We start from the raw sequence: 14,874 nt of genomic DNA on the forward strand, positions 1-14,874 counted from the left end.
ACGATGAGAAATTGTAAAATATACCTACAAATAACTTCAGGCCGTGGTCCTGCCGAATGTGGCCGTGTAGTGGCTTTAACAGTAGAAAAGATATTGACACAAGCTAAAAAGATAGGTCTTGATGTAGAAGTTGTAGAAAGAGAACCTGGTGAGATAAACCGTACACTATTTTCAGCTGTGATCTCTATAGAAGGACTAAAAGCAGACGAGATAGTGAGAGAATGGGAAGGCACAATTCAATGGATTGCTCAAAGTCCTTACCGCATTTACCATAAACGAAAGAATTGGTTTGTCGGCGTCAGATCTTTTACTATTCCCGATAAGCATAATGTGGATGAACGAGAAATTTCATACCAAACATTACGTGCATCGGGGCCGGGAGGACAACATGTGAATAAGACCGAATCGGCAGTAAGGGCAACGCATATATCTTCCGGCTTGAGCGTAACAGCTTCCGATCAACGTTCGCAATTACAAAACAAGAAATTAGCGGTCGAACGTCTTTTAATTAAGTTGGCTGCATGGAATATGGAACAAAACATGCAGAAAGCTCAGGAGAATTGGAATAATCATAATACCCTTCAACGGGGAAATCCTGTGAAAGTAATACAGGAGCCGTTGACTTAAAAAACGACAACTATGTTTGCGAGACGGACAGCGACCAGAGTAAAACAAGGGAGTGTGCAGAAGAAAAACAGGCATGCAAAAACTCCCAATTATTGGAACACGCATCAGGATGATATTCAAATAGATATTGAAAATCCGGGCAAAGGCTATAAACATTTTCTAAAAAAGAGAGATATAAAACAGTTTTTAGAAATACTTCCAAACAGGGAAGAAATAGATGTTGAATTTAATGCAGTATTGCTGGCACATGGAAGCTATTATACAGATGGATGGTATAGGAATGGTGTGATAGCTATCTGCGCCTGGAATAAAGATATGACGGTAGAATATGCCTTATGTCATTTCAATGCTCATAAAGAGATATTTGTAAAATTAGGTGTCGAATATAAAATAAAGAAAGATTATGTTATTTGCAATTTTACTGAAAATCAGATCAAAGCGTATTTACTTTTACACATATTCTTACACGAATTAGGTCATCACCATGACAGGATAAATACTAAAAGACGAAAAGACTGCGACAGAGGTGAAAATTATGCTGAAAGCTATGCTTTCAAGTATGAAGAAATCATATGGAATAAGTATTTCGAATATTTTCCATATTAATGAAAAGCAAATGATGGAACAAATAAAAACAGAACAATATAAAAAACACTTGTTTGATAAAAAAGAAATATTAAACAATGCTATCATACAACTGAAAAAGGAGTTTATTGGAATCGATCATGTTATCGATCAGATAGCCAATGCAATTACTTCATGGTTTTTCTTTCCCGAAATGCAAGACCGTCCGGTAATTATCAACCTGTGGGGATTGACAGGAATAGGAAAGACTTCTGTGATCAAACGGTTGACAGAATTACTCGGGTACACTGAACATTATTTTCGCTTCGATCTGGGAGAGTGTACAAGCCGCTATTTCGATATACAGGATTCATTCAAAGATATTTATACCAATTGCGATGGAGCACCTTTTATTATCGGACTGGATGAGTTTCAGCTGGCAAGGACGATCAACGAAGAGCAGGAAGAAATAGACCGGGCTTCAATCCGTGCCGTATGGGATCTGCTGGATAGTGGGAAATTCGACATTGTCAACTTCGATTACAATATGAGCTGGTTCAACAAACTGATAAAGAAGCTCGATCTGGCTTTGTATAAAGGGGTGGAAGTTGAAAAAGGTATCGTAACTGCAAATATTGAGATATATAAAGAAACGCTTAGTCTGCACAACAAACAAGAAGAGAAGAGAGGTAAAAAGGAAAAAACGTTCTTTATATCTGATGGTGATCTGGATACAATCTTCGATATGGTAGATCATTTGTTTATAGCAAAAAGCGATCTTCGGGATAAATTGAATGGAATGGATGGAGATCAGACAGTCGATTACCTGATCTGTTTGTATAAAGCATCGTTGAAACCGAAGACTGTGGATTGTACCAAATCATTGATATTTGTTATGGGGAATCTGGATGAGGTATATACGATGAGCCACAACCTTAATCCCGATATGAGTGCAAATGAATTTCATCGCCAGTCCACTGAAATTACCGTTACAGAAGTAAAGCAAGCCTTACTAAGTCGTTTTCGCAGTGAACAGATTGCGCGTTTGGGAAACAATCATATCATATATCCGGCTTTCGATGAACAATCATTTTATGGAATTATCCGTCTCGAACTGGATAAGGTGAAAAGAAAAGTGGCCGATACATATAACATAGAAATGCTGTTTGATACTAAAGTAGAGCAGTTGATATACGAAGAGGGAGTTTACCCCACACAAGGGACACGTCCATTGTTTACTACTGTTCATCAGATCGTGAATACGCGTTTAGGAAAAATACTGAACGAAATCTATCTGAATGGATATGAAGCAGATTCATTTCGGTTTACTATAAATGACGAGGCCTCGTTGAAAGATAATACAGCATTACAGATTGATTTTCTGAAAGATAATAAGGTAATTCATCACATAATAGATCAGCAGCCACTCGTACTAGGCAAACTACGCCGGGAGAAACAAAATGACGAACAGGCTATTGTTGCCGTTCACGAAAGCGGACATGCGATTCTTTCATCTGTATTAATGAAGACAATACCCGAAGTGATATTTTCGGTAACGGCCGATAGTAATAGCGATGGATTTGTCCTGTCTCGTCCCGAATGGAATTATATATCCAAGAAGGAGATTATAAACCGTCTGGCTGTATTATTGGGAGGCTTTGTTGCAGAACGTATTATCTTTGGAGAAGAGAATGTTACCATCGGTTCAAGTTCCGATCTGGGGAAAGCTACCCGATTGGCAACCTATGCTATTTATATTTGCGGGATGGGTAATACAAGAGCTTTTTTTGGTAATGAGAATATGAATAATACACCTTCTGTGATATTCGACAATAGCAGTGAAACTGTCAATGTAGAAGCAAAAGAACTGCTGCTAAAAGCCGAAGAACTAGCAGAAAAAACATTAAAAAAACAGGAAAAACTATTAATAAAAATGGCCGACTACCTGAGCGATAAGCGAACGTTAAACAAAGAACAAGTCAAAGACTTTATCAGGCAATATGCTATAGACTTCAATCTGAGTGAGGTCATAGAAGATGCCGAATGCCTGTTCTATCGCAAGCACTTAAAGGAGTTGGCAGAAAAATATAATTGAGATGACAGAACAAGATAAAAAGCGGATTGGTAAATTTCTTAGCCTGGTACTCAGGCATGATCCTGCAAAAATAGAATTAGAGCTTGACGAAAATGGATGGGCCAATGTAAAAGAGCTTATAGAAAAATGCAGAAAGCACCGTTATCATTTTTCGATGGAAGACCTTATAGAGATTGTTGAGACCAACGATAAACAACGTTATTCATTTAATGAAAAGCGGAATAAAATCAGGGCAAATCAGGGGCATTCCATTGATATAGATTTAGGCTTATCTGCTGTTGAACCGCCCGAATACCTGTATCATGGGACAGCTACACGCTTCCTGTCTTCCATTATGGAGCAAGGTATTGTGAAAGGTAGCCGCCGGCATGTCCATTTGAGTAAGGATAAAGAAACTGCAATAAAGGTCGGGGCTAGGCATGGTAAGCCTGTGATCCTTACTATTATGTCAGGAAAGATGTATCAGGATGGTATCCTGTTTTATCAATCGGATAATGGGGTATGGCTGACCAACTATGTAGATGTAAAATACATCTTGAAACAAATTTAGGGTAAACGCAGGAAATTTTATAATTAAAAAGGTAACAAAGGTAACACATATTTCAGCTATTAGCCGTTCTCTTTTAGAGAACCGTCATACCCTGTCATGCTGAGCCGAGCGAAGCATCTCCTTTATAAAAACTCCGTACTACTCCTTTTGGGCTCCGCTGGCCATTGGTTTTCCGTGTTTAAAAATCTGTTGCAAGGACGAAAAAAGGTAACAAAGGTAACAGGTTTTGCATTTTTGTAGGGGCAGGTCTTGTGCCTGCCCGTTATCCGAGAAATGGGCAACCACGAGGGATTACCCCTACATGAATTCCTAAAAGGTAACAAAAGTAACACCTTTCCCAGCTTTTTATTTTCCACTTTTCACTCTTTCTTTCCTCCCTCGGGAGCAGGGATCTGTTCAATATGTCAAAGAACTGTTAGCCAACAGTGAGAGACTATCAGCTATAATTCTATAGATAAACTTTTTCAGAAAAATAAGTGCCGGGCTCGTCCTATATGTCTTTAGATTTTTCTGCGTTCTTACGAACCTCTTCCCTGTATTTTTTAGGAGTTGTTTCAAACTTCTGGAAAAATATCTTGAAGAAGTTTCCTCTGTTAGCAAAGCCTGTTCTATCCATAATTTCATCTACAGATAAATTCGTACTGATCAACAACCTTTTTACCACATCCAGTTTATATTCCTTAATTATATCAACTGTTTTTTTGGGAGTAATATCTTTTAGTCTTCGATAAAACTGACGGGTGCTATACCCCAACGAAGAACTGATAGTCTCTACAGAAAGATCAGGATTTGCTATATTTGTTTCTATTATTTCATAGACTTTTTCCATGAATCTCCGGTCTTCCTCATGCGTAAGTTTCCCTTCACTTACTTCAAAAGAGCTTAAAGCCGAAGAGAAATACTGTTGCAAATCTTCTTTTCTTTTAATTAACCGCTCAACTACTTTTTCCAAATACTTCACATTGAAAGGCTTGGTGATATATACTTCAGCACCCGAATCAATACCTCTGATCTGGTCTTCCTCGGTATTTTTAGCCGACAAAAGAATTAAAGGTATATGGTTTTGGAGTTTATCTGCCTTTATGGAGGCTGTTAGTGACAATCCGTCGATATCAGGCATCATTATATCCGAAATTATAAGATCGGGAAGGTTCTTTTTCAGGCAAGGTATTACTTCCTTCGGATCATTTATGGGTATTACATTATACTGTTCTATAAAAATCTCCGTTACAAACCACAACATAGACGGATCATCGTCTACAATCATTATTGTTCTCTTTTCTTTATCATATCCGGGCAGTATATAATCATCTGGTACGGGTGAATTTTCCAGATTAACAGGCAGAGTTTCTTCTATGAGGCTTAGTTCTGTACTATCGTAAGCCGATGAATCGTCGGTAGCTTCCAAAGCAGGAAGAATTACCGTAAATACGGTCACTTCATTAGGAGTGCTGGATACATTTATCTCACCTTCAAGTAATTTCACCATATTATGGCAAATCGCCAGTCCCAAACCATTTCTTGGAGACACTTTATTCTTATTCAGTCCTTCAAAATTGTCAAGAATCGTATAGCGGTCGAAAATCTTGGCTATATCTTCTTTCTTAATGCCTTTTCCCGTATTTGAGACTGCAATATGAAGTTTTCTCCCTTTGACAAATAGCTCAAAACCTATTTTCCCATTGTCAGATGTATATTTAAATGCATTTGAAATAAGGTTGGTTACAACCTTGGATAAGCATCCCGAATCGGTGTTCCACAAAACATTTTCTTCAATGCTGACTTCATATTCGAAGCCTTTAGCTTCAGCTAGTTCTGTAAACGAATCTGTTATATTACGGGTTAACTCCGATACAGAAAGATTCCTTATCTCAAGGGTCTTATTACCTGTTTCCAATCGCCTGAATTCGATGAGCTCGGAAATCAGCCCATTTAGCTTTTCAGCATTGTGCTGAATGAGGGTTGCATATTTGTTTATATAATTATCTGTGTTTTTATAGGAAAGTATCTTTTCGCATGGGCCATATATCAGAGTCAAAGGAGTACATAGTTCGTGCGTAATATTAGTAAAGAAGCGAAGTTTAGACTCATAGATTTCCTCACGTTGCTGACGGTTCAGCCTTTCTATAATATTATCCTTTTTCATCTTATACCATTTGATAGAAAACCGTATAATAATGAACAGAATGCAAAGGGAAAGTATGGCATATACCAGATAGGCCATATTAGTAAGATACCAGGGAGGGACTATATCAATAAATAAAAATTGCACAGGGCTTTCCTTCCCGGTTATATTATTTCTGTACTTCACCAACAAAGTATATTTACCCGGAGAAATATTCGTAAATGCTGCTGTATTGGAAGTGCCGTTATCAATCCAGTTAGTACTCAGCTCATCCAATTTATAGAAGTAGGTGTAATCGTTGCCATGTATATAGTCCACGGCAGTAAAAGATATAGAGAAGAAATTTTGTTTGTAATTGAGTTTTAGTGTCTTATCTCCGTTTTTAGTTTCTAAAAAATCGAATATATTATTCTCTTTACCGAATATGGATAAGCCATTGAACTGTATAGACGGACTATAATCCTCTTTTGCCGGTTCATTGGCAATAATCGTTACAAATCCGTTAATACCGCCAAAGAATAAGACACCGGTGTTTTCGTGTTTAAAGTAAGCACCGTCACTAAATTCTGTCACTTCCAACTCGTTGTGTTGGCGGTATGTCTGAAATGTGTTTTGTGCTATATTAAATTTGATAAGCCCCTGATTTGTACTTAGCCACAGGTTGTTATAATAGTCCTGCAGGATACCGTGAATAGCATTATTCGGAAATCCGTTCTCTTTATCAAAAGTCTGCTTCTTTCCATCATCATACATCCGTGCCAGTCCATAGCTTGTTCCAAACCAATAGCCGTCTTTGTTTTTCAGAATTGAAAAAATATCATTCAATGTCTGGTTCTTATCGTTTTGGTCGAAGGTGAAAGTTTCAACATCTTCAGTATGGTTATTAATCCTGTAAGCGCCGTATCCTCTGTTTCCAAACCAGATGATAGAATCGTTTTCTTTATATGTGGTAAAAAAATAGTTTGAAGAAAATTTACCTTCATCAAACAAAAACAATTTTTCGCTGCTTATTACCGGATTATCGTTGTCTCCGCCCAGACGGGCTTTCACAATACCTTCACCTACAGTTGCTATCCAGAGCGTGGAGTCGTTAAATTCGCATATCGAATGAACATATTGTACCGGTTTCCCGTCTATGGATACATCTATATTCTTAATTTTCTTGTCTTTATATGAATAATAATTTATTCCTTTTTCGCTTCCTATCCACAAGATATTTTTTTTGCTGGGCACTATCGTATACACTGAGTTATCTTTCAACAGGCTATTCATTGTCTGAAAATGAGTCGATGTAGTCTGGCTGCCTGTTGCAATATCATAGCCCCCAAGAGAAACGATCCCGTCCCCCTTTGTCCCTATCCATAATGTATTTTTATCATCGAGATAAAATGTCCTTATAGGATTGTTTATATTATGGGGGATATCCCGAAACAATGTTGACTTTATTGTATACGAATCGGTATAATACATATATACTCCCTGCCCATCGGTACCCACCCATACAATATCCTGATACTTATCTTTCATCAGGCAAAAAATACCCGATTTTATGTCTACTTCATATATAGAGAACCGTTTTTTTTGTTCAGGTATGTGTTGCAGTATGATCAAGCCACTATTTTTGAATCCGATGAAATAGTTATCCTTATACTTGATGATAGAGGATATATCTCCATATTTGACCACCTCGGCAGATATATCATGTATATAGTATTTATTCTTCGAAATCGGGTCAAACTCATACAGCGCATAGGTGTCGTCTACAAAATAAAAGATACCATCCTCATAAAAACACCAGATAATATTTTCTTTATTAGTAAAATAGTTCTTTTTGATCAGGGTTGGTTTTCTATTCTCATCCGGATGGATGTTGTAACTGAAATATTTACCGTTTTTCATGAAAACCCATAAGGTATTTTCTTTATCAATAACAATTTGCAGTATATCGTCGAATACCAGATCCTCTATATATATGTTATGAAACTTATCTTCTTTTGCTACATAGTAGTAAAGGTAATTGTCATTTTTTACAACAAAAATATCGTTTGCCGTATTTTTAATAACCCAGTTTTTTCCCTTAAATTCCTTAAAGGTGCGGACTGTCTTAAGCTGTTTGTCCAGACGGTCTAATCCGTAATTTGTTTGTATCCACAGTGTATTATCTTCTGCCTCAAGAATACTTTCAATTATATTTCCGGACAGGATATTCTCTTCATTTGATGGCATAAAGACCTGAAACTTTAGACCATCAAACATATTTAAACCTTCGCATGACCCAAACCACATGAGGCCTTCTTTATCCTGATACATGGATAATATAGCACTATTGGAAAGCCCGTTTTTACTTGAATATTGCCGGAGGCTGTAAGCACATATAGAGTTGGATAAAATTATTGATATTGTAAACAATACAAGCCTGTTTATTTGTGAATTGTATTTCATGGTATTGGCTTTTATTTCGAACTAGTCCATCTTTAAAAGTAAGAGAGGAGTATTGTATAGTGAGATCACAAAGTGTTACAAATATAGTACTTTTTAGATATTGTTTAGTATAAAAACTGATATATAGAGACCCCTTCTAAATGCTTTAACATTCACGAAAGTACGAATTTGAGACTAAAAAGTACGAATCAAGCGCCAAAGCAACTTCCAGTATTTTTATGTCGTAAATTCGTATAAAGAAAAAAGTTATCGGGTCTATTTTTGTGTTAATTAAAGTTTAAAAATACCAAAGTAGACTTTTAAAAAGCACATTAATCTAATAATCCTAAAAAGGCTAATATTTATGGAAAAAGAAAGTTCGAGTTAACCTGTTTCTTTCTATCGTTTACTCAGCGATAATCTTATTTATTTACAGAATCTAATATTTTATCGAATAATTAATTAAATCAAACATGTATGACTTGCAAAAAGTGTGAATCTTTGATTTTTAGCTTGCTGCTGGCATTCGTTCTGTCCCTAACCACAGGAGGAGTGTATGCAAAGCAAACTGACAATTTAGTTACTCCGCCATCGACACAGGCTGCCGTAAAAGGTATTATCAAAGATGGAGCGGGAGAACCTCTGATAGGGGTAAGTGTGACTGTAAAAGGTACAACCAATGGAACAGTAACGGATATCGATGGTGGTTTTACTATCAATTGTAATGAAAACGATATTCTGGTATTTTCGTATGTTGGATTCCTTACTCAGGAAGTAAAAGCCGGAAGTACCTCATTCTTCAATATTGTAATGGAAGAAGATACTAAAATGCTCGATGAGGTAATTGTTATCGGGTATGGAACTACCACGCGCAGACACGTTGTAGGAGCTGTTGACCAGATAACTTCCAAAGCAATAGAAAACCGTCCTGTTGCAAATCTGACACAGGCATTGCAAGGGGCATCACCCAATCTTGTAATCCAGCAGAGGAGTATGAACCCCAATGACAACACGATGAATATAAATATTCGCGGGGTTAAAACCAAGACAAATAATACTCCTTTGGTTGTTATCGACGGTATGATCACTGATATCGATAATATGAACAAGTTGAATCCAGCCGATGTAGCAAACATATCTGTACTTAAAGATGCCGGTAGTACTGCTATTTACGGATCACGTTCGGCCAGTGGTGTCATTTTGATTACAACTAAACAAGGAGAGAAAAACGCTAAGCCGACAGTTCGTTTTAGCGGATCGGTTGGTTTCGAATCTCCTGAAATTTTGTATACGCCACTTGAGGGATGGCAAAACGCAACGATGATGAATCTGGCATTAGCAAATGGGGGAAACACCCTTGCTTATAGCCCTCAGCAAATTCAGGACCTGAAAGATCATCAGGATGCTGAATGGATGATGGATTACATTTTCAAAACAGCTCTTCAGCAATCCTACAATGTGAGTGTTTCCGGTGGAACAACAAATTCGACATATATGGTTTCCGGTGGATATTACAATCAGGGGAGTAACTTCATAGGCCCTGATTATGGTATTAAAAGATACAATCTGCGGACCAATCTCACTACCGAATATAAACGTATGAAGTTGAATGTAATACTCGGATATACAAGAAATGATATAAAAGGGGATGAAGCGAATTCCGGTTTCAAAATCGCCGATGCAGCCCGTACACCGAAATATTATTACAATGCACCAAGAGACGCATCGGGAAGATATATTCAAAGTTCTATTAGTACAAATTCTGCCGCTGCTCTCGAATTGGGGGGCTACAACAAGCATAATAATGACTTGGTAAATCTCGGTGTTAGTTTAGACTTTAAGATAATCGATAACCTTAAAGCCAAAGGTGTATTCGGTTGGGATATGACATCCAATTCCCGTTTTATACGCAGACTCCAGTATGATCTTTATAAACAGAATAGTTCAGAAATAGCGAGAACTGAAAATACAGACCGCGATACCGAAAATTATTCGTTTAAAGGTACATTCTTAAATGCACAGTTTCTACTCGATTATAATAAGCAGTTTGGCAAACATACACTAACGGCAATGGCCGGAGTTTCGCAGGAGTATTTGAATAACAAGGGAATAGACGTAAAAACAAAATATACTGATATCGACCTGGGAATACCGATTGCTGAAGGAGAGACGCAAACAGTATTTAATGATAGTAGAACTGAGGTAAATGGTACTACAGAACGTGTAATCCAATCTGTTTTCGGCCGTGTAAATTACAATTATGCAGATAAATATTATGCAGAAGCAACTGTACGTACCGATGGCTCGAGCCGCTTCCCTAAAGATAACCGATGGGGTACATTCCCTTCTGTCTCATTAGGTTGGCGTCCTTCCGAAGAATCTTTCATGGACTTTTATAAGGACAAAATAGGAGATATGAAAATTCGGGGTTCATGGGGCATACTTGGTAATCAGGAAATACCGGACTATCTCTATTTTACAACATATACAGCCTATCCGAACAGTGTAGGATTCAACAATAATGCCCTATCAGGAACCGGATTTTCAGAGGCTAGCCCTGACCTGAAATGGGAAAAGGTGAAAACATTCAATATTGGAGCTGACTTAACGTTCTTAAATAATTCTTTAACTGTTAATCTGGATTATTTCGATCAGAAAACCACGGATATGCTCGATAGGCCGATAACTCCGAGTACGTATGGCACGGAATTGCAATGGGTCAATATCGGGTCAATGATAAACCGCGGATGGGAAGTTACCCTGAATTACAGATTAAGTGCCGCAGGCTTCAATCATAATTTTTCATTCAATATAGCAAACTCAAAAAATAAAGTCACTGATATCCCACAAGAACAGATTGAAACAGTCGATGGTAATGTCGGATATATTACACGTGCAGGCTTGCCTTTAGGAGCATACTACGGATTAAAAACGGATGGATTCTTCCAAAGCTATGATGAAATCAAAAATTCCGCCATCCCTGATAATGTGAAAAATATCCAGCCGGGTGACCTGAAATTTGTTGACCGTAACGGCGATGGTATAATAAATGACGATGACCGTTTTTACCTGGGTGATGGTTTCCCTCACTATTCTTTCGGGTTTACCTACAATGTTGATTATAAAGGGTTCGACCTGTCAATGCTGATACAAGGTGTAGGCCAGCGTAAACAAGCGCTTCGCGGTGATATCTATGTACCGTTTCATAGCGGGGCCTGGTATCCGGTAATGTATAAGCACCAGCTCGATACATGGTCTCCTGTAAATACAGGTGCCAGATATCCACGTTTGACAGACGATTCTTCGGATTCATTTGCAAACAACTGGAAACGCGGTTCTGATATTTTTATTCTGGATGGAAAATACCTTCGTCTGAAAAATATCCAGATAGGATATACTATTCCTAAGAAAATCGTACAAAAAATAGGGCTGGGCAGAGTCAGAGCTTATGTAAACGCTCAGAATTTATTCACTTTGTCTGCAAATTCGTTCATCGACCCCGAATCGTCGGAGTATGACAACAACATGGGACGAAGCGGAACAAACAGCGGACGGAATTATCCTACTCTTAAATATTACGGATTTGGTATTGACCTCGAATTTTAAATAAGTATATGAATATGAAAAATTTATTATATATTGCAACCATACTCGCAGGGATTCTGTCATTCTCTTCTTGTGAAGACCTCGACAGGGAACCCCGCGATAAATTTACGGATGCTAAATACTGGACGTCCGAGTCCAAGGCCATGCTGGTCGTAAATATGGCATACAACCAAATGTACAATGCCGGCATCATGTGGCGGGATGAATACCTTAGCGATAATATGGTTCATACCTATGGCTCAAGTGATCCCAGCACTATACGCAGAGGTCAGGCTACCTCTTCCTTAGAGCTTTTCAAAAATGAATGGAAGGATTCGTACGCAGGAATCAAAACATGTCATGTATTCCTCAAAAATATAGACCGGGTACCGGGTTTAAGTGATAATGCAAAGAACAGGATGATTGACGAAATACGTTTTGTAAGGGCTTTCATCTACTTTAGAATGACTAATTACTATGGAGATATACCTTTCTTTACCTCCGAACTGTCTTTGGACGACTCTTATGTTATAAGCCGTACATCAAAAGCGACTGTAATGGAGTTTATACATGCCGAACTCGAAGATATCCTCAACAGGGGCTACCTGCCTAAGGTCGATAATCTTCCTGTTTCTGAAAACGGACGTATAACTCTCGGTGCCGTATGTGCTTTTCAGGCAAGGGCATATCTTTACGAAAACAATTACGAAAAGGTAAAATTATATGCAGGGCGCCTTATAAAAGAGCAGGATAAGTATGGGCAATACAAGTTGTTTGAATATTCAAAGGATCCTATGCAAAGCTATTTCAGGCTTTTTACTCCTGAAGAGGAATATAACAGGGAGGTTATTCTGGATATCACATATGTTCCCGATTTAAAGGCATGGACCGACATGAAGGGTATGGCTCCGATTTCTAAATATGCAGAAATATCTGCGGACAATCCTACACAGGAACTGGTAGACTCTTATCTGACAATGAACGGGCTTCCGGTAAAAGGCGCTGATAAAGACCCTGGTTATGATGAAAACAATCCGTATGTAAACAGGGATTCACGCTTGTGGGGAACGATAGTGTACGATAATTATGAGTGGCTCAATAAAGATGGCTCTGTTAGTATTATAAAAACAAAACTGGGTTCAGGAACAAGCGATTCTTACAAAGGAATGTTGGACCTGCAAACCAAAACCGGATATTATGTACGCAAGTATTATGACTGGAACATGGGAGCGAATATGAAAAACAGTACAAATATCATCATGTTTCGTTATGCTGATGTACTGTTGATGTATGCAGAAGCATGTAATGAATTAGATAAGATCAGTTCGGAAGACTGGGGGCTGACTATTAAACCTATCCGTGCACGGGCCGGGCATACAACTGCAGCTGCACTGGATTATCCTGGTGCAAAAAGTAAGCAACAGTTGCAGGACATTATCAGGAATGAAAGGCGTGTCGAGCTTGCTCTCGAAGGTTTGCGTTGGTTCGATATCAAACGCTGGAAAATAGGGGATCAGGTTCTCAGTGGATATCTGCATGGATTTAAGTTTGGAGGCTCTTCTTCAAGTATAGATGGCGGTTATCTGCGTGCAGGAGAATATAAATTTAATAATACCCGTGATTATCTATGGTCTGTACCATTGTCGCAAATGGATATAAATCCAAACCTTAAGCCGAATAATCCAGGATATTAATATTAGTTATAAGCTGTTTAAATAAATATTAAAATATAAAATAATATGAAAACTATAATATATAAAGCTCTTATCTTATTTTCTGCCGTACTTGTAATGGTTGGCTGCAAAAGTGATGATATGGAATATCATGACCCGAACGTAACACCTGTAGACAACTTATATGCGCCCGTAGACAATCAGAATCTGCAATTGAGCTCTCAACAAGGAGCATCATTCCGTTTCCAATGGTCTCAGAGCCATGCTCAGGACGGGCAACTTGTTGCATACGAAGTTGTATTCTATAAAGAATCTGATCTTCAGAATCCTGTTTATAGATTGGCCTCCGATAACAATGGCAAAGAACTGTATGCTAATATCTCGCATGTAGATATAAACAGGGCATCTTCTGCTGCCGGAATTGCGACCGGAGAAACAGGTACAATTTATTGGTCGGTTGTTTCCTGGCGTGGAATCAGCTCAGCCGTTTGTGTACAAAAGAACAAGTTGGTAGTAACACGTCTCGAAGGATTTGAGGTTATTCCTGATAATGTATATATTACCGGTGAAGCTACCGAAAACGGAGCGGATCTGTCTAAAGCTATATTAATGCAAAATTTGGGTGATGGTAAATTTGAAATGTATACAGAACTTGACAATCAGGGGACATATACATTCGTTGACAGAACTTCGGGCGAACCGGAAATATATTACATTGATGCTACCGGAAAACTGGCCGATGCAGATAATGGTGAAAACACAACAGTGGACACAAAAGGCATTTACCGTATAACTCTCGACTTCTCAAACAAGGGAACAACAATGACCCGTATAACAAAAATGGGATTATGGTTCTGTCCTAGTAATAAGGTTACCATAGATATGAATTATGTCGGATTAGGAGTTTGGTCAGGAACAGGTAATGTAGAGTTTAAACAAGAAAGTTGGGGTAGGGATGAACGGTACAAATTCCAATTGGAAACAGATAAGGGCACAAGACAGATCGGTACATTGAATGGTACAGATAGCGGTCCAAGTTCTAATTCGCCTGCATCATATTACTATGTTAAACTATTGGACAATGTGACTCAATGGGATGATAAATGGAAATTTGCCGGAGAAATGGATAATTCAAGTGTAACAGTTACCCTTTACATGCAGGGAGGAGCAAGTTACACACATACTGTAAAGAAAAATTAAATATTGAGAATTAAAACAAGGGCAGGTATATTGC

General features: G+C 38.1%; 8 protein-coding genes. 7 read left to right on the plus strand and 1 reads right to left on the minus strand.

Annotated features, from left to right (window positions below; all coding sequences use genetic code 11):
- The first annotated feature begins 3 nt into the window (after window positions 1-3).
- The 4 genes from prfH to HMPREF9455_RS06985 are packed head-to-tail and all read left to right on the plus strand — an operon-like array spanning window position 4 to window position 3,836.
- Window positions 4-627: a peptide chain release factor H gene (prfH, locus tag HMPREF9455_RS06970; RefSeq protein WP_006798929.1), complete on the plus strand. Its 624-nt coding sequence runs from the start codon at window positions 4-6 to the stop codon at window positions 625-627.
- A 12-nt stretch (window positions 628-639) separates the two neighbouring features.
- Complete coding sequence (locus tag HMPREF9455_RS06975) at window positions 640-1,233, plus strand: hypothetical protein (protein ID WP_006798930.1); 594 nt, start codon at window positions 640-642, stop codon at window positions 1,231-1,233.
- Window positions 1,187-3,286: a hypothetical protein gene (locus HMPREF9455_RS06980; RefSeq protein WP_044215674.1), complete on the plus strand. Its 2,100-nt coding sequence runs from the start codon at window positions 1,187-1,189 to the stop codon at window positions 3,284-3,286. Before HMPREF9455_RS06975 ends, HMPREF9455_RS06980 begins: the two co-directional genes overlap by 47 nt.
- Window position 3,287: 1 nt before the next feature.
- Window positions 3,288-3,836 carry an RNA 2'-phosphotransferase gene (locus tag HMPREF9455_RS06985; RefSeq protein WP_006798932.1) on the plus strand — a complete coding sequence of 183 codons (549 nt, stop codon included), beginning with the start codon at window positions 3,288-3,290 and terminating at the stop codon, window positions 3,834-3,836.
- 490 nt (window positions 3,837-4,326) lie between these two features.
- Here the strand turns inward: HMPREF9455_RS06985 and HMPREF9455_RS06990 are convergent, their stop codons facing one another.
- Window positions 4,327-8,403 (minus strand): hybrid sensor histidine kinase/response regulator transcription factor, encoded by a 4,077-nt coding sequence (locus tag HMPREF9455_RS06990; RefSeq protein ID WP_006798933.1) that lies wholly within the window; start codon window positions 8,401-8,403, stop codon window positions 4,327-4,329.
- A gap of 456 nt (window positions 8,404-8,859) precedes the next feature.
- Between HMPREF9455_RS06990 and HMPREF9455_RS06995 the strand changes: the two genes are divergently transcribed.
- From HMPREF9455_RS06995 to HMPREF9455_RS07005, 3 genes are read left to right on the plus strand one after another with little or no spacing between them, the layout of a single operon-like run.
- Window positions 8,860-11,988, plus strand: coding sequence for a SusC/RagA family TonB-linked outer membrane protein (locus HMPREF9455_RS06995; protein ID WP_006798934.1), 3,129 nt, complete (start codon window positions 8,860-8,862; stop codon window positions 11,986-11,988).
- 14 nt (window positions 11,989-12,002) lie between these two features.
- Window positions 12,003-13,661, plus strand: a complete 1,659-nt coding sequence (locus tag HMPREF9455_RS07000; protein WP_006798935.1) for a RagB/SusD family nutrient uptake outer membrane protein — start codon at window positions 12,003-12,005, stop codon at window positions 13,659-13,661.
- A 45-nt stretch (window positions 13,662-13,706) separates the two neighbouring features.
- Window positions 13,707-14,840 carry a SusE domain-containing protein gene (locus tag HMPREF9455_RS07005; RefSeq protein ID WP_006798936.1) on the plus strand — a complete coding sequence of 378 codons (1,134 nt, stop codon included), beginning with the start codon at window positions 13,707-13,709 and terminating at the stop codon, window positions 14,838-14,840.
- The last annotated feature ends 34 nt before the right edge of the window (window positions 14,841-14,874 follow it).

Source organism: Dysgonomonas gadei ATCC BAA-286 (assembly GCF_000213555.1).
GTDB lineage: Bacteria > Bacteroidota > Bacteroidia > Bacteroidales > Dysgonomonadaceae > Dysgonomonas > Dysgonomonas gadei.

Coding starts and splice junctions, on each gene's coding strand:
- prfH (WP_006798929.1), top strand. CDS start 4: ATGAGAAATTGTAAAATATACCTACAAATAACTTCAGGCCGTGGTCCT.
- HMPREF9455_RS06975 (WP_006798930.1), top strand. CDS start 640: ATGTTTGCGAGACGGACAGCGACCAGAGTAAAACAAGGGAGTGTGCAG.
- HMPREF9455_RS06980 (WP_044215674.1), top strand. CDS start 1,187: ATGAAGAAATCATATGGAATAAGTATTTCGAATATTTTCCATATTAAT.
- HMPREF9455_RS06985 (WP_006798932.1), top strand. CDS start 3,288: ATGACAGAACAAGATAAAAAGCGGATTGGTAAATTTCTTAGCCTGGTA.
- HMPREF9455_RS06990 (WP_006798933.1), bottom strand. CDS start 8,403: ATGAAATACAATTCACAAATAAACAGGCTTGTATTGTTTACAATATCA.
- HMPREF9455_RS06995 (WP_006798934.1), top strand. CDS start 8,860: ATGACTTGCAAAAAGTGTGAATCTTTGATTTTTAGCTTGCTGCTGGCA.
- HMPREF9455_RS07000 (WP_006798935.1), top strand. CDS start 12,003: ATGAAAAATTTATTATATATTGCAACCATACTCGCAGGGATTCTGTCA.
- HMPREF9455_RS07005 (WP_006798936.1), top strand. CDS start 13,707: ATGAAAACTATAATATATAAAGCTCTTATCTTATTTTCTGCCGTACTT.